We start from the raw sequence: 15,127 nt of genomic DNA, 5'->3' as shown, positions 1-15,127 counted from the left end.
GGGCAGCACACGCGCCCGTTCGGAGTCTTACTTCTTCAGGTCGAAGCGGTCCAGGTTCATCACCTTGTTCCACGCGGCCACGAAGTCGCGCACGAACTTGCCGCCGTTGTCGCTCTGCGCGTAGACCTCGGCGATGGCACGCAGTTGCGAGTTGGAGCCAAAGGCCAGGTCGACGCGGGTGGCGGTCCACTTCACGGCGCCGGTCTTGCGATCGCGGCCCTCGTAGGCGTTGTCACCGCTCGGCTTCCAGGCGGTGGACATGTCCACCAGGTTGACGAAGAAGTCGTTCGTCAGCTGGCCGGCCCGCTGGGTGAACACGCCGTGCTTCGAACCGCCGTGGTTGGCGCCGAGCACGCGCAGGCCGCCGACCAGCACCGTCATTTCCGGGGCGCTGAGCGTGAGCAGCTGCGCCTTGTCGAGCAGCATCTCCTCGGGCGAGACGCGGAACGCCTGCTTGCGGTAGTTGCGGAAGCCGTCGGCCACCGGTTCCAGCACCGCGAAGGACTCGGCGTCGGTCTGCTCGGCAGTCGCGTCGGTGCGGCCGGGGGTGAAAGGCACCTCGACCGTATGGCCCGCAGCCTTGGCCGCCGACTCCACACCCGCGTTGCCGGCCAGCACGATGAGGTCGGCCAGCGAGACCTTCTTGCCGCCCGTGGCGCCGGTGTTGAAGCCGCGCCGGATCTCTTCCAGCACCGCCAGCACCTTGGCCAGCTGGGCCGGCTGGTTGGCCTCCCAGTCCTTTTGCGGCGCCAGGCGGATGCGGGCACCGTTGGCGCCACCGCGCATGTCGGAGCCGCGGTAGGTGGAGGCCGAGGCCCAGGCGGTGGAGACCAGCTCGCTCACGGAGAGGCCGCTGGCCAGCACGCGGGCCTTGAGCTCTTTCGCGTCGGCGGCGTCGATCAGCGGGTGGTCCACTGCGGGCACCGGGTCCTGCCAGATCAGGTCTTCGGCCGGCACTTCGGGGCCGAGGTAGCGGGCCTTCGGGCCCATGTCGCGGTGGGTCAGCTTGAACCAGGCGCGGGCGTAGGCGTCGGCGAACTCGTCCGGGTGGTTGAGGAAGTGGCGGGCGATCTTCTCGTAGGCCGGGTCGAACTTGAGCGAGAGGTCGGCCGTGGTCATGTGCGGCGGGTGCTTCTTGCCGGGGTCGTGGGCGTCCACGATCATGTCCTCGGCGTCGACGTTCTTGGCGCGCCACTGGATCGCGCCGGCCGCGGTGGTCATCTGCTCGTAGTCGTACTTGAACAGCACCTTGAGGTAGCCCATGTCCCATTTCGTCGGGTTGGGCTTCCAGGCGCCTTCGAAGCCGCTGGTGGTGGTGTCGCCGCCCTTGCCGGTGCCGTGCTTGTTGATCCAGCCGAAGCCCATGTCTTCCATCGGCCCGGCCTCGGGCTCGGGACCGACCAGGGCCGCGTCACCGGCGCCGTGCATCTTGCCGAAGGTGTGGCCGCCGGCCACCAGGGCCACGGTCTCGTAGTCGTCCATGGCCATGCGGGCGAAGGTCTCGCGCACGTCGCGCCCCGAGGCCACCGGGTCGGGCTTGCCGTCCGGGCCCTGCGGGTTCACGTAGATCAGGCCCATCTGCACGGCGGCCAGCGGGTTCTCCAGGTCGCGCTCGCCGCTGTAGCGGCTGTGGGGCTTGTCGCTGGTGGCCAGCCACTCTTTTTCAGCGCCCCAGTAGATGTCTTCTTCCGGTGCCCAGATGTCCGGGCGGCCGCCGGCGAAGCCGAAGGTCTTGAAGCCCATGGTCTCCATGGCCACGTTGCCGGCCAGGATGAACAGGTCGGCCCAGGAGATGGCGTTGCCGTACTTCTGCTTGATCGGCCAGAGCAGGCGGCGGCCCTTGTCGAGGTTGCCGTTGTCGGGCCAGGAGTTCAGCGGCGCGAAGCGCTGGTTGCCGGTGTTGGCACCGCCGCGGCCGTCGGCCGTGCGGTAGGTGCCGGCGGCGTGCCAGGCCAGGCGGATCATCAGGCCGCCGTAGTGGCCGTAGTCGGCCGGCCACCAGTCCTGGCTCTGGGTCATCAGGTCGGCCAGGTCTTTCTTCAGGGCCTTGAAGTCCAGCTTCTTGAACGCTTCGGCGTAGTCGAAATCCGGGTCCATCGGATTGGACACCTGCTGGTGCTGGTGCAGGATGGACAGGTTCAGCTGGTTGGGCCACCAGTCGGCGTTGGACTGGGCACCGTGCGTGGCCCGGGCGCCGCCGGCGGCGTGGAAGGGACACTTGGCTTCAGAGGACGGTTGGCTCATGGAGATCTCCTGTGGTGTGGGACGGGGCCGGAAACGGGACTCAGTGTGCAGCAGCCAGGGCCGCCAGCACCTCGATCCAGTCGCTGTGAACGGTGGGGGACGATGAGGACGGCTTCATGACAGGCTCCGGTGTTGGGTTGAGGAGCCCAGACTTTAGAAGTTCACTATCAAGAAGTCGATTCAATTGCTTCCATCAATTTCATAGCAATTCCCAATGCGGCGGCGCAACACGCCGGCCTGACAAGACCTGCAAGGGGGATGGAAGCCGAGCGCCCGGTCGTGCTCCAATGCGCGCCTGAGTGCAATCAACCTGGGGAGGAAAAAAGATGATGACGATTCACACTGTGCTGGGTCGCCTGTGGCGGCATTGGCTGGCGCTGAGCCTGTTGGTGATGATGGCTGGCTGTGCGACGGGGCCGAAGGTGGTGTCAACGGTGGTGCCGCACGCGTTCAGTTTTGACGGACAGAAAGATGGATGGGCCGAGTCGGTCGATCTGCTGGCTTACGCCTATGGCGACCAGTACCACATGGTTCGCGAAGACCTGGCAAAGCCCAGCTCATCCTTGTACGCGGGCAAGCAGGGGCTGCCACCAACCACAGGTGTCAACGGTCCCATGCCGGTCGGTGAATTTCTTCGCGTCAAATGGCGCCTCAAGGCCACAGGCGAGGTTTTCGAAGAGCAGGTCGATTTGCGGGACCGGCTGCCCAAGGACATGACCGACCACGAACTCACTTTTGTGATCGATGGGCGTCGACTCTATGTGTATGTGATGACGCCCGTGGCACAAAAGCCTTGGGGCAAGACCGCCACCCATCGCACCTGGCACTCCAAATACAACGTGACTTACGAGATCTTCCCGACCATCGAAAAAGCGGGGGGGAAATAGCCATGGGTACGTCACTTGTGCGTCCTCTGAACGATGAAGAGATGGCAGGCTTGCCGTCCGCCCGCGCAGCCATGGAAGAAGCGGGCAAAGGCGGAACCACCAGCCGCTTCAGCTTCTTCGCGACCTTTGACGGTACGAACAACCACAAAGACAAACTGGAACTGTCTGGGGACCCTCACCCTACCAACGTTGGAAATCTGTTCAAACAGGCAGAAAGCGCAGCGTCGGACACGCTTCAAACAAGGTACTACCCCGGCGTCGGCACCGGCGGCGACCAAGGCAACATCGTCAACGCCGGCCCGAACCCCACGCCCGCCATCGATGCCGCCGCCGAAAAGGCTTACCGTGACTTCGTGAAGTCGTCCAACGAGTACCTCTCCACCCACCCCGGCGCCACCCCCGCCGACCTAGGCGCCTCCGTCACCGGCTTCAGCCGAGGCTGCGCCGCCGCCGTGCGCTTTTCCCAGCTGGTCAACGACCGCGGCCTGGTCGCGCCCGACGGCACCGTCATCGCCCCGCCCGGCAGTGTCCCCATCACCGGCATGGCGCTGATGGACCCGGTGGCCACCGGCGTCCAGGGCGAAACGGGCATCCCGGCCAACGTCAAGGGCCAGGTGCTGGTGGTGCAGGCCGAGCACGAGAACCGCAGCTGGTTCCGGCCCGTGGACTACAGCGACGACCCGCGTGTGACCACGGTGAAACATCCGGGCAACCACGTCGGCGTGGGCGGCGGCTACGACCGCGACGGCACGGCGGCCAACGTGCACGAAGGTGTGACGGCCTACTTCCAGCGCCGCGGCGTGCCGCTGGCCGACGTGCCGCCCGAGCAGCGCCACAACCCCAATGAGCGCGCCATGATCCGGACGGAGAACTACCAGACCGCACGCAATGGCGATGTGCTCACCGACGAAAACGGCAACAAGCAGCCGCGCTGGCCGCTGGACGACGAGACCAGGCCCCGCATCACGGTCAAACCCCTCATGTCCGAGCAGACCAAGGCGCAGCTGCGCCAGTCCTACACCGAGCTGGCGCCCGGCCTGAAAGCGCGCGGGCTGGACGGCGAGCAGTGCCTGCAGGTCAGCGCCGCCTGCGTGGCCAAGGCGGCCGAGCACCCGGACTGGGGCAATCCGCAGCGCTACCTGCTCAGCAAGAACGGCGAACAGGTGGCGGTGCAGCACCAGAACGGGCGCTTCAACGAGGTCCGTGTGAACGAGGCGCTCCAGAGCAGCACCACCGCCCACCTGGACCGGGTGCAGGACCTGCAGCAGGCGCAGGCCACACCGGCCGCTCAACCCGAGCGCGCCGCGCCCGTCCAGACCGAACCGGCCTTGACGCGCTGAGACCGCCGGCTCAGGTCAGCAGCGACACCGCGCCCGAGAAGGTGATGAACGCGGCGACGGTGGTCACCAGGATGATGCGGGCGATGCGCCCGTTGTCTGCGCCCAGCCGCTCGGCCAGCAGCGAGACGTTGCTGGCGCTCGGCAGCGCGGCCACCAGCACGATGACCGTGAGCGCGAAGCCGTCCAGCGGCACGCCCAGTTGCCGCACCGCCAAGCCCACCGCCAGCACCAGCAGCGGGTGCAGCAGCAGCTTCATGACCGCCACCGGCAGATAGTCGCTCACCGGCATCGGGTGGCTGGACTGGATCTGCGAACGCGCCAGCACCGCGCCGATGGTGAACAGCGCCACGGGTGACGCCGCGTCGGCCAGCAGCCAGGCGGTCTTCTCGACCGGGCCGGGCAGGCGGAACTGCAGATAGGAAGCCAGGGCACCGAGCAGGATGGCCCAGGGCATGGGGTTCGCGGCCACACCCTTGAGCGCCTTCTTGCCCGCATCGATCATGGCCTCGCGCCCGTGGCCTTCGCCCTCGTCCAGGCGCGAGAGCGCCACGCACAGCGAGCTGGTGACCACCATGTCCACCAGCATGGTCAGGATGGCTGGCCCCGCCGCCGCGGGTCCGAGCAGCGCCACCAGCAGCGGCACACCCATGAAACCCGAATTGGGAAACGCCGCCACCAGCGCACCCAGCGAGGCGTCGTTCCAGCGGATGCGGCGGTCCATGGTCCAGACGATGGCAAACGCCACCATCACCAGGGCACAGAGCAGGTAGACACCCGCCACGGTCGCGTCCAGCAGCTGCGCGATCGGCGTGGTCGAGCCGAAGCGGTAGAGCATGCAGGGCAGCGCGAAGTACAGCACAAAGCCATTTAGCCCCGGAATCGCCTCCAGTGGCAGCATGCGCCGGTGGGCGGCGACAAAGCCCGCAGCCACGAGCGCGAAGAAGGGGAAGGTGACGATCAGGATGTTGAGCACAGGGGGCGATTGTCTCAGGGTGCACGTTTGGGCCTGCGCAACGGGTGTCGCGCCGGCGCGGCCGACACCCCGCCGGTATCATTCGCCGCTCCGCCCTGCCCCCTCCCGCCCCATGTCCTCCCCCGGCCCCGGCCTCAACCTTGCCCAGCTCGACGCTGTGAACCACCTGGGCGGCCCCAGTCTGGTGCTGGCGGGCGCCGGTTCGGGCAAGACGCGGGTGATCACGCACAAGATCGGCCGCCTGATCCAGGCCGGGCTGGCGGCCGACCGTATCGCGGCCATCACCTTCACCAACAAGGCCGCCGCCGAAATGCGCGAGCGCGCTGGCCACCTGGTGGGGCGCGACGCGCGCAAGGTGCTGATCTGCACCTTCCACGCGCTGGGCGTGCGCCTGCTGCGCGAGGACGGTCAGGTGCTGGGTCTCAAGCCGCAGTTCTCCATCCTCGACACCGACGACATCACCAGCCTGCTCAAGGACTGTGGCGGCACCACCGACGCCAACACCGCGCGCGCCTGGCAGTGGACCATCAGCAGCTGGAAGGGCGAGGGCATGACCGCCGCCGACGCCCTCAAGCGCGCCAAGGACGAGAACGAGCGCGTGGCCGCGACCATCATGGCGCGCTACGAGGAACGCCTGACGGCCTACCAGAGCGTGGACTTCGACGACCTGATCCGCCTGCCGCTCAAGCTGCTGGGCGAGCACGCCGAGGTGCGCGAGAAGTGGCAGAAGAAGCTGGGCCATGTCCTGGTGGACGAGTACCAGGACACCAACGCCACGCAGTACGAGCTGCTCAAGCTGCTGGTGGGCGAGCGTGCGCGCTTCACCGCCGTGGGCGACGACGACCAGTCCATCTACGGCTGGCGCGGCGCCACGCTGGACAACCTGAAAAAGCTGCCGATCGATTTCCCGCAGCTGCGCGTGATCAAGCTGGAGCAGAACTACCGCTCCACCAGCGCCATCCTGCGCGCGGCCAACAATGTGATCGGCCCCAACCCCAAGCTGTTTCCCAAGACGCTGTGGAGCGACCTGGGCGAGGGCGAGCCGGTGCGCGTGGTGGACGCCGACAACGAGGAGCACGAGGCCGAGCGCGCGGTGGCGCGCATCCAGAGCCTGCGTGCGAACTCGCAGTACAAGGAGTGGCGCGACTTCGCCATCCTCTACCGCGCCAACCACATGGCGCGCTCGTTCGAACAGGCGCTGCGCCGCGCGCAGATCCCCTACAAGGTCTCGGGCGGGCAGAGCTTTTTCGACAAGGCCGAGATCCGCGACCTCTGTGCCTGGCTGCGCCTGATCACCAACAACAACGACGACCCAGCCTTCCTGCGCTCGGCCACCACGCCCAAGCGCGGCATCGGCCACACCACGCTCGGCCAGCTGGGCACCTTTGCCACGCAGTACAAGCTCAGCCTGTTCGAGGCGCTGTTCTCGCACTCACTGCCCAGCGCGGTGAACAGCCGCGCCATCACCGCACTGCACGAGTTCGGCCGGCAAGTGAACGACCTCGAATACCGCGCCCGCCACACCATCGGCCACGAGGCTGCGCTCGCCTTCCTGCTGCAGTGGCTCAAGGACATCGGCTACGAACAGCACCTGTACGACAGCGAGGAGAACGAGAAGATCGCCGCCGCGCGCTGGACCAACGTGATGGACTTCATCGACTGGGTCGCGGGGCGCTGCGGCGGCAAGATGGAAGACGATGGCGCGGGCTTGCAGGTCGAAACCGAGCGCAAGAGCCTGCTCGAAGTGGTGCAGACCATCGCGTTGATCTCCACCCTCTCCGACCGCGAACAGGACCAGAACGTGGTCACGCTGTCCACCCTGCACGCCTCCAAGGGTCTGGAGTGGCCTCACGTGATGCTGGTGGGCGTGAACGAAGGTCTGCTGCCCTTCAAGACCGACGACGCCGACAGCGACCTCAGCGCCGAGCTGCTGGCGCTGCGGGTGCAGGAAGAGCGGCGGCTGATGTACGTGGGCATCACGCGCGCGCAGCGCACGCTGGCCGTGAGCTGGCTGAAGCGGCGCAAGAAAGGCCGCGAGAGCGTGCCCGGCACGCCCAGCCGCTTCATCAAGGAAATGGCGCTGGACCAGGCCACGGTCAAGGAAGACCCGCGCGAGAAGCTGCGCGCGCTGCGGGCCGAGTTTGCGCAGCGCGCAGCGGCCGCACCCAAGCCGGAGGCGATGTGAGGCGGCCTGCGCCTTCCGCGTGCGCCCTGGCGCTGGGCAGTCTGGCGCTGGTGGGCCTGATGGCCACCGCCCGCGCCCAGTCGCCGCAGCCCCTGCGGGCAGCCACGTGCCCCACCGCAACCGAGCTCAGGGCCCAGGACCTGCACGGTCTCTGGCGCCTGGTCCTCTGGCCCGAAGACGGCAGCGAATCGGCACCCGCCTCCACCGGCGCCATGCTGTTCGGCCCCCATCCCGAGTACCCCGGCAGCGTGCGCGGACGGCTGCGGCGCTCCAGCCCGGGGGCCGACCTCGAAGCCGAGGTGGCGGGGGACGTGGGCGACGACGGCGAGTTCAACCTCGACGAATCAGCCGACGGCCGTGCCATGGACGCGGTGTGGACCGGCCAGCCCTCGGACTGCGGCCGGACCATCCGGGGCCAGCGCCGCCCCGCCGAAGGCAGGCCCGACGCCGGCCCGGCGATGCAGTTCCTGCTGCAGCGGGCGCCCGCGGGACACTGAGTCGCCGGCCCTTCAGGGCCGGGTGTCGTCCAGCAGATCCGCGCCCAGTTCGCGAATGCGCTGGTCCTCGTAGTAGCCGCCGTATTCGGTGTAGCGCAGGAAGGGGCGCGCGCAAGCCCTGCAGACCCACACATCGCACCGGTTGTAGGGAAAGAAGGCCGGGGCGATCGGTGCGTCGGGCGACCAGGTGTGCGTGCCGCGCGGATGGTGTTCCAGCAGGGTGGGGTCTTCGATCTGCCCGTCGCGCAGCGTGCCGATGCGGCACAAATGGGACTGATCGAAGGTGGCGGGCACCGAGTCCCAGCCAGCCCCCACCAGCGGCGCACAGGCCGGGCAACGCCCGGGCTTTCGGGCCGCCGCCAGCGCGCGCAGGTTGTCACCCAGCAGGCGTGGCAAAAAACTCAGCGGTCATGGCCTGGGGACCCGACGTGGCGCTTGGCTCCGTAAGGGCAGTGGTTCGGCCGCGGCCCCACCTGCGGGTGCTTGCGGCAGGTGTCCGGCCGCTGCTCGTACACTGTGCAGCGGCGCGTCTTCGCATCCAGGAAATGGCAGTCGCCGCTGGCACGCCGCGCGATGGTGAAGACTTCGCGTTTGAAGTTGAAGTGTTCGATCAGACCAGCCTTCTCCAGGCGCTTGGCGATCTGCTTGGGCGCCTCGTGTTCGACCTCGAACGGGTCCACCAGCCCCAGCCGTACCAGATCGGGCAGCCGCACTTCCAGTGGCATGGTGCAGCAGTTGGCCACGCAGCTGTCGCACAACCCGGCGCGGTAGCGCGTCCAGGTCTCGATGCGGTCGACATCAACGATGTGGATCGAGGATCTCATGAGGAAGACAGCCACAAAGCAGAACGCCCAGCGGGTGCTGGGCGTTCTGGAATTTGGTGGCCTGGGACGGAATCGAACCATCGACACGCGGATTTTCAATCCGCTGCTCTACCAACTGAGCTACCGGGCCGGAGCCTGTGATTATAGCAGCAGTTTCGGCGCCCGGGATCAGAGCGCGTTGCGCTTGCTGCGTGCGAGATCCACGCCCAGCTGCTTGAGCTTGCGGTAGAGGTGGGTGCGCTCCAGGCCGGTCTTCTCCGCCACGCGGGTCATCGAACCGGACTCCTTGGCCAGGTGGTATTCGAAATAGGCCTTCTCGAACTCGTCCCGCGCCTCGCGCAGCGGGCCATCGAGGTTGAAAGACTGCTGGGACTGCGGCCCGATGTCCAGCACCATCTCGGGCAGGGTGCCACCGGTCATGGCCGCCTCGACCGTGAGCTCGGCGGGTGCCATCTGCAGCCCGGGCTTGTGCGTCACCGGGGCCGCTGGCTTGTGCACGGACTTGTTCAGGCCGACATCCACCGCCTTGAGCAGCTTCTGCAGCGTGATGGGCTTTTCAAGAAAGGCGGTGGCGCCGATGCGCGTGGCCTCGACGGCCGTGTCGATGGTGGCGTGGCCGCTCATCATGATCACCGGCATGGTCAGCATGCCCGAACTGGCCCATTCCTTGAGCAGGGTCACGCCGTCGGTGTCGGGCATCCAGATGTCCAGCAGCACGAGATCGGGTCTGAGCTGGGTGCGCACACTGCGCGCCTGGGCGGCGTTCTCCGCCAGTTCGACGGTGTGCCCTTCGTCGTTGAGGATCTCGGAGAGCAGGTCGCGGATGCCCAGCTCGTCGTCTACCACCAGAATAGTTGCCATGGTCCCGAAAGTGTCCCTCGTTCGATGTTGTCAATTCGCAACTGCGAATGATAGCGACACTTGCGCCCCTGTCACTTTGTCCTCCGTCATGCGGTTGCCGATGTCGACCCGGCCGCCGTGCTCCTCCATGATCTTCTTGACCACCGCCAGTCCCAGTCCGGTGCCTTTGGACTTGGTGGTCACGTAAGGCTCGAAGGCCCGCTTGAGGATGTGTTCGGAAAAGCCTGGCCCCTGGTCGATCACCGCCAGCCGAACCCAGGGTCCGCTGTCGGAACGGCGCGTGCGCAGCAGCACGAAGGCGTCCGTCTGACCGGCCATGGCGTCCTGTGCGTTCTGGACCAGGTTGTGCACGATCTGGCGCACCTGCTGCGGGTCGGCCATCACGGGTGGCAGTTGCTCGGCCAGCTCGGTTCGCACCGGGATCGCCGCGTGGTCGTAGAGCACCAGGATGTCCTTGATCAGGGCGTTGAGGTCGGTGGGTGCCAGGTGCGCCGCCGGCAGGCGGGCGTAGTCGCGGAACTCGTTGACCAGGCGCTTCATCGCGTCCACCTGGTCGACGATGGTGCGCACGGACTTGTTCAGGATGGTCTGCTCGGGGGGCTGCACCTTGCCTTCGAGCTTCATCGCCAGCCGCTCGGCCGAGAGCTGGATCGGCGTCAGCGGATTCTTGATTTCGTGCGCCAGCCGCCGGGCTACATCTCCCCAGGCCTGCGCGCGCTGGGCCGACACCATTTCGGAGACGTCATCGAACACCAGCAGCCGCTCGTTGTTGGGCAGTAGCGCACCGCGGGCGATCAGGGTGATGCTGCCTTCGACTGGCAGGCGGTCGTGTTCTCCCAGTTCAAACGACTGCTGCCAGTGGCCGCCCCCGTGCGGCGTGTCGTCCGACAGAAAGCGCTCGAACTGCTGCATCACGCCTTGACCGAAGGCCTCAAGGCCCGGCACTTCTGCCAACGGCTGGCCGAGGTGCAGGGCCAGCGGTGTGCGCAGGATGCGCGAGGCGCCGGGGTTGACGCTGTGCAACCTCCCCTGCTCGTCCAGCACTGCCACGCCCGCGGTCAGGTTGTCCAGGATCGTCTGCAGGTTGTCGCGCGCCGCGTCCACCTGCTGCATGCTGCGCTGCACCGTCTCCCGCGCATCGGCCAGTTCCTGGGTCATGCGGGCGAAGGTGCGCGTGAGCCCGGCCAGCTCATCGCGCGAGGCCATGGCCGCCTTGGGCGAGAGGTCGCCCTGCGCCACCTCGCGCATGCCCTCGGCCAGCACCAGCAGCGGCCGCACCATCTGGTTGCCCAGGACCACCGCCAGCAGCACGGCGCCGAACACGGACAGGAACAGCGCCAGGGTCAGGGTGCCGATGTACATCCGGCGCAGGCCTTCCCGACCCAGGGCGCGCTCCTGGTACTCGCGGTTGGCCACCTGGACCGCCAGTGCGTCGGTGACCAGGGCCTCGGACAGAGGCACCACCACCTGCAGGTAGCGCGGTTCATCGTCCAGGTCGAAGCCCGGCGCGCTGACCAGGGCCAGCACCTTGATGCGGGCCTGGCCAAGCGCCAGCCCCTCGATGTCGTTGTCTCCGGCGTCCCGCTCCTCCAGACCTTCGACCTGCGCCACCACCCGCTTGGCGCGCACGGTGCGCAGCACCGCCAGCGGCGGCCGGTTGGGCGTGAAGTCGAAGCGGGACGCACCCGCCGTGGCCAGCGCCTGCCCGGACGCGCTCCAGAGCACCATGTCGCTGGCCCCCAGCCGCGTGCGCAGGCGCTCCATGGCCAGCAGGGCCGACGAGCGGGGCTGGCGTGCCAGTTCTTCGGCCACCATGCGGGTTTTGTCGCCCAGGTCGGCGCTCATGGTGTCCAGGGTGGTGCGCCCGAGGTTCAGGCCGGCGGCCAGGGCCGACTCAACGCGCACGTCGAACCAGCTTTCGATGGAGCGCGACACGAACTGGTAGGACACCGTGTAAATGAGCACCCCCGGCAACACGCCCACCAGCCCGATGATGGCGGCCAGCTTGAGCAGCAGCCGGCTGCCGAAGCGCCCGAGCCGGAACCGCAGGTAGAGGCGCACAGCCAGCCACACGATGATCAGTGCCAGCAGCACCGCCACCGCCACGTTCACCATGGCCAGCCAGCCGAAGTTCTGTTCGTAGAAGGCGCGGTTGCGGGTGGCCAGCGTGAGCAGGAACATCAGCACCAGGCCCAGACCGGCCATGAACACCAGCGCCACCAGCAGTGCCCAGCGCCGCCGCCGGGAGGCCTTGGGGTCGAGCTTGGGGTCGTCCCGGTTCACCTGGCTCACCTCCACCGCGGGGTCAGCGGCTGTCTGCCGCGGCAGCGGCGGGCCCGCCCTCGGCCTCGTTGCGGGTCGGCAGGTCGAAACTCCGCTGCACCTCGATCAGCCACTCGGGCTGGTTCGCCATGCCGATCTGGAAGGGTCGCGGCAGCAGCGACAGGTCCAGCCGGAAACGCCACTGGGCGCGGTAGTCCACCCCCTCTTCCAGCCGCCCGGGCTCCACGATCGTCCAGCCCGCCACCCGGCTGACGGAGGCCAGCGCCTCGTTCAGGTCCTCGAAGTTCTGGTGCAGCGCGTACTGCAGGCCGGCGGCATTCGGGGCGCCGTCGGTGGAGACGCTGACCCGCCAGCGCCGGGTCAGCGGCTGGTAGGCCAGCCGCACCGTGCGGGTTGCCGAGCCCATGCGCTTGTCGGTCCAGTACCAGCGCTCCCGGACCACGTCGGCCTGCCAGACGAAATAGAGCGGCACGCCCTTGAGCAGCGCGTCCTCCACCGGGGGAGTGGCTTCCAGGGCCAGCCGCACCGACAGCTTGGCACCATCGGCGCTGCGCTGGACCGTGCTCTGCAGAACCTCCGGCTCGCGGGCCATGGCCGGCGCCGCCTGCATCAGGCACCACAGCAGCAAGCCGGCCAGCAGACAGGTCCACCCCCGTCGCCACGGCCGGACCGTCGGTCCGGGCGTCACGGGATCAAGGCCGCGCCTTGTCCATGCGGGCGTAGAAAAATCCGTCGTATCCACCCGGATCATTGTCGTTGAACTGCCCGTCGGCGATGACAGTTCCGGGTCGCAAATGCCCCGGGGAAGGGAGCGCGAGGGCGTCGGTGTGGCGCTCAAGGAACGCATCGACCTGTTCCTGCCCCTCGGCGCGAAAGACCGAACAGGTGCAATAGACCAGGCGCCCGCCCGGCTTCAGCAGCGGCCAGAGGGTGTCCAGCAGCCGGCGCTGGATCGCCACCAGTTGCGCGACGTCGCCCGGGCGGCGCAGCCAGCGAACGTCCGGGTGGCGGCGCACGATGCCCGACGCGGTGCAGGGCGCATCCAGCAGGATGGCATCGAAGGGGCGGCCGTCCCACCAGCCCGCGGGCTCCCCGGCGTCGGCGGCCCGCACCTCGGCCTGCAGGCCCAGCCGTTGCAGGTTCTGGTGGATGCGCTCGCAACGGCGCGGATCGACGTCCAGCGCCAGCAGGTCCAGGTCGGCGCGCTCCAGCAGATGGGCCGTCTTGCCGCCCGGTGCCGCGCAGGCATCCAGCACCCGGTCGCCCCGGCTCCAGGCACGCCCGTCCAGCAGCAGACCAGCCGCCAGCTGGGCCGCGCCGTCCTGCACGGAACACAGGCCCTGCTCAAACCCGGGCAACCGTTCCACGGGTTGCGGCGAGGCCAGCAACAGCCCGTCGTCGCCGAGCGGCACCGCACCGATCCCCTGTTCGGCCAGCTGCGCCGCATACGCATCGCGTGTCACGCGGCGGCGGTTCACGCGCAGCACCATGGGGCCCGGCTGGTTGCTCGCCGCCAGGATGGCCTCCCAGTGGGCAGGATGGTCGCGCCGCACGCGCTCGACCCACCAGGCCGGGTGGTTCCAGAGGGCGGTCGCGTCCTGCCTGGCCTGCGCGAGCAGCGCCGACGATTCGCGCAGGTAGCGCCGCAGGCAGGCGTTGAGAAAGCCGGACTGCATGCGCGTGTCGCGCCCGCGCTTGGCGGCGTCGACCGCCTGGTCGACCAGGGTATGGGGCGGGTAGGAGGCGCCCTGCCCGTCGCCGATCAGCAGGGCCAGCGCGGTGTGCAGCAGCGCCAGCGCCGCGGGGGCCGGCGGGCGCCGGGCCAGCAGCCGAGCCACGGCGCGGGCCGTGCCGAGGTGGCGGAGCACCTGGAAGGTCAGGGACTGCACACCGGGTCGCAGGCCTTGTGGCACCTGGGGCAGGACCTCGGTCAGCGAGCGCCCCTGTTCGACCGCCAGCACGCAGCGCGCCACTTCGTGCAGCTGCTCGCTCAGGCGGGGCGCCAGGCGCGGAGAAAGAGCGTCGTTCAAAGGATCAGGCCTGGTTCAAGGGCAAAGGCGCCATGCGCCGTCCGTAAATGCGGCGCACACGTTCTTCGAGAGAGGGATGGGAGTCGAACCAGTGTGCCATGCGGCTCTCCTCGGTGCCGACCAGCAGCATGTGCTGCACCATGGACCCGATGCGACGCGACTGCACACCCTCGTTCTGCTGGCTCATCACCTTGCGCAGCACGCCACCGATGCCATCGCGGCTGCGCGTCCATTGCACCGAGCGTGCATCGGCCAGAAACTCGCGCTGGCGTGAGACCGCCGCCTGCAGTGCGTGGCCCGTCATCCAGCCCAGCCAGCCGGCGCCCATCAGCGCCAGTCCGAGCAGGGTCGCCAGGGTGCGGTGCTCGCGGATGTCGGGTTCGGCCAGGTCTTGGCCCATGCGAAACAGCATCTCCAGCCCGAACACCATGCCCACCAGCCGCATGTTCAAGCGGGTGTCGCCCTCACGGATGTGGCTGAACTCGTGCGCCACCAGCCCTTGCAGCTCCTCGCGGCTCAGGTGTTCCAGCGCGCCACTGGTCACCGCCACCACCGCATCGTCCTCGTCCCAGCCGGCGGCAAAGGCGTTGATGCCCTCGTCGCGCGCCAGCACCATCGCCGTCGGCCGCTTCATGCCCGACGAGATCGCCATCTCGTCGACGATGTTGGCAAAACGCTGCTCGGCGAAGTCGCTGGACTGCGCCAGCCGGGCGCCCATCTGTTCGGCCAGCATCCGGCCGCCACGCGACAGGCGGGACGTTTCCAGCCACCAGCCGCCCAGCACGAACAGCAGGGTCACAGCGGTGTTGACCTCGAAGAAGTAGTGTGGGTAGCCCGCCCCGGGCACCCAGAAGCTCCAGGTCAGCCCCCAGGCCAGGGCCAGCGCCGCATTGACCAGCACGATGAGCAACAACACCGCCAGGACAAACGCACCCAGCAGCTGCAGCGTGCGGCCGCGCGCCTCTCGCTGGGACTCGAAGATCAGCACGTGCCGAAAACGGTG

At 68.2% G+C, this 15,127-nt stretch carries 13 protein-coding genes and 1 tRNA gene; 4 read left to right on the top strand and 10 right to left on the bottom strand.

Annotated features, from left to right (window positions below; translation table 11 throughout):
• Window positions 1-27: 27 nt before the first annotated feature.
• Window positions 28-2,244 (bottom strand): catalase/peroxidase HPI, encoded by a 2,217-nt coding sequence (katG, locus tag HFL01S_RS22955; RefSeq protein ID WP_066263251.1) that lies wholly within the window; start codon window positions 2,242-2,244, stop codon window positions 28-30.
• 326 nt (window positions 2,245-2,570) lie between these two features.
• On the opposite strand from katG, the gene HFL01S_RS25465 reads away from it, so the two are divergent.
• Both HFL01S_RS25465 and HFL01S_RS22945 read left to right on the top strand, forming a co-directional pair.
• Complete coding sequence (locus HFL01S_RS25465) at window positions 2,571-3,131, top strand: hypothetical protein (RefSeq protein ID WP_066263246.1); 561 nt, start codon at window positions 2,571-2,573, stop codon at window positions 3,129-3,131.
• A gap of 2 nt (window positions 3,132-3,133) precedes the next feature.
• Window positions 3,134-4,471, top strand: a complete 1,338-nt coding sequence (locus HFL01S_RS22945; protein ID WP_169802370.1) for a phospholipase effector Tle1 domain-containing protein — start codon at window positions 3,134-3,136, stop codon at window positions 4,469-4,471.
• Between the two features lie 10 nt (window positions 4,472-4,481).
• On the opposite strand, the gene HFL01S_RS22940 is transcribed toward HFL01S_RS22945, so the two are convergent.
• On the bottom strand, window positions 4,482-5,444 hold the full coding sequence (locus tag HFL01S_RS22940; RefSeq protein ID WP_066263242.1) for an AEC family transporter: 963 nt from the start codon (window positions 5,442-5,444) through the stop codon (window positions 4,482-4,484).
• 112 nt (window positions 5,445-5,556) lie between these two features.
• Here HFL01S_RS22940 and HFL01S_RS22935 point away from each other — a divergent pair, with 112 nt between their 5' ends.
• Both HFL01S_RS22935 and HFL01S_RS22930 read left to right on the top strand, forming a co-directional pair.
• Window positions 5,557-7,629 carry an ATP-dependent helicase gene (locus HFL01S_RS22935; RefSeq protein WP_066263240.1) on the top strand — a complete coding sequence of 691 codons (2,073 nt, stop codon included), beginning with the start codon at window positions 5,557-5,559 and terminating at the stop codon, window positions 7,627-7,629.
• A gap of 59 nt (window positions 7,630-7,688) precedes the next feature.
• Complete coding sequence (locus HFL01S_RS22930; protein WP_157539054.1) at window positions 7,689-8,126, top strand: hypothetical protein; 438 nt, start codon at window positions 7,689-7,691, stop codon at window positions 8,124-8,126.
• Window positions 8,127-8,138: 12 nt separating this feature from the next.
• On the opposite strand, the gene HFL01S_RS22925 is transcribed toward HFL01S_RS22930, so the two are convergent.
• The 8 genes from HFL01S_RS22925 to HFL01S_RS22890 form a co-directional block, all read right to left on the bottom strand.
• Window positions 8,139-8,522 (bottom strand): hypothetical protein, encoded by a 384-nt coding sequence (locus HFL01S_RS22925; protein ID WP_245644909.1) that lies wholly within the window; start codon window positions 8,520-8,522, stop codon window positions 8,139-8,141.
• Window positions 8,523-8,527: 5 nt separating this feature from the next.
• Window positions 8,528-8,950 (bottom strand): YkgJ family cysteine cluster protein, encoded by a 423-nt coding sequence (locus tag HFL01S_RS22920; RefSeq protein WP_066263234.1) that lies wholly within the window; start codon window positions 8,948-8,950, stop codon window positions 8,528-8,530.
• A gap of 54 nt (window positions 8,951-9,004) precedes the next feature.
• Window positions 9,005-9,080, bottom strand: a tRNA-Phe gene (locus HFL01S_RS22915).
• 38 nt (window positions 9,081-9,118) lie between these two features.
• Window positions 9,119-9,811 (bottom strand): response regulator, encoded by a 693-nt coding sequence (locus HFL01S_RS22910; RefSeq protein WP_066263232.1) that lies wholly within the window; start codon window positions 9,809-9,811, stop codon window positions 9,119-9,121.
• 30 nt (window positions 9,812-9,841) lie between these two features.
• Window positions 9,842-12,103: a sensor histidine kinase gene (locus HFL01S_RS22905; RefSeq protein ID WP_066263285.1), complete on the bottom strand. Its 2,262-nt coding sequence runs from the start codon at window positions 12,101-12,103 to the stop codon at window positions 9,842-9,844.
• Window positions 12,104-12,116: 13 nt separating this feature from the next.
• On the bottom strand, window positions 12,117-12,722 hold the full coding sequence (locus HFL01S_RS22900; protein WP_066263229.1) for a DUF4390 domain-containing protein: 606 nt from the start codon (window positions 12,720-12,722) through the stop codon (window positions 12,117-12,119).
• Between the two features lie 64 nt (window positions 12,723-12,786).
• Window positions 12,787-14,124 (bottom strand): 16S rRNA (cytosine(967)-C(5))-methyltransferase RsmB, encoded by a 1,338-nt coding sequence (gene rsmB / locus HFL01S_RS22895; RefSeq protein WP_084383586.1) that lies wholly within the window; start codon window positions 14,122-14,124, stop codon window positions 12,787-12,789.
• Window positions 14,125-14,128: 4 nt separating this feature from the next.
• A complete protein-coding gene (locus HFL01S_RS22890) occupies window positions 14,129-15,112 on the bottom strand; it encodes a M48 family metalloprotease (protein ID WP_066263227.1) in 984 nt (327 codons plus the stop codon).
• Window positions 15,113-15,127 lie beyond the last annotated feature (15 nt).

Origin of the sequence: Hydrogenophaga flava NBRC 102514 (assembly GCF_001571145.1) — a bacterium.
GTDB lineage: Bacteria > Pseudomonadota > Gammaproteobacteria > Burkholderiales > Burkholderiaceae_C > Hydrogenophaga > Hydrogenophaga flava.
The sequence above is the reverse complement of the archived record's forward strand: the minus strand, read 5'-3'. Positions and strand labels throughout refer to the sequence as shown.

Bases quoted from the DNA above. Each gene is read 5' to 3' on its own strand.
- katG (WP_066263251.1), bottom strand. From the start codon at position 2,244: ATGAGCCAACCGTCCTCTGAAGCCAAGTGTCCCTTCCACGCCGCCGGC.
- HFL01S_RS25465 (WP_066263246.1), top strand. From the start codon at position 2,571: ATGATGACGATTCACACTGTGCTGGGTCGCCTGTGGCGGCATTGGCTG.
- HFL01S_RS22945 (WP_169802370.1), top strand. From the start codon at position 3,134: ATGGGTACGTCACTTGTGCGTCCTCTGAACGATGAAGAGATGGCAGGC.
- HFL01S_RS22935 (WP_066263240.1), top strand. From the start codon at position 5,557: ATGTCCTCCCCCGGCCCCGGCCTCAACCTTGCCCAGCTCGACGCTGTG.
- HFL01S_RS22930 (WP_157539054.1), top strand. From the start codon at position 7,689: ATGGCCACCGCCCGCGCCCAGTCGCCGCAGCCCCTGCGGGCAGCCACG.
- HFL01S_RS22920 (WP_066263234.1), bottom strand. From the start codon at position 8,950: ATGAGATCCTCGATCCACATCGTTGATGTCGACCGCATCGAGACCTGG.
- HFL01S_RS22910 (WP_066263232.1), bottom strand. From the start codon at position 9,811: ATGGCAACTATTCTGGTGGTAGACGACGAGCTGGGCATCCGCGACCTG.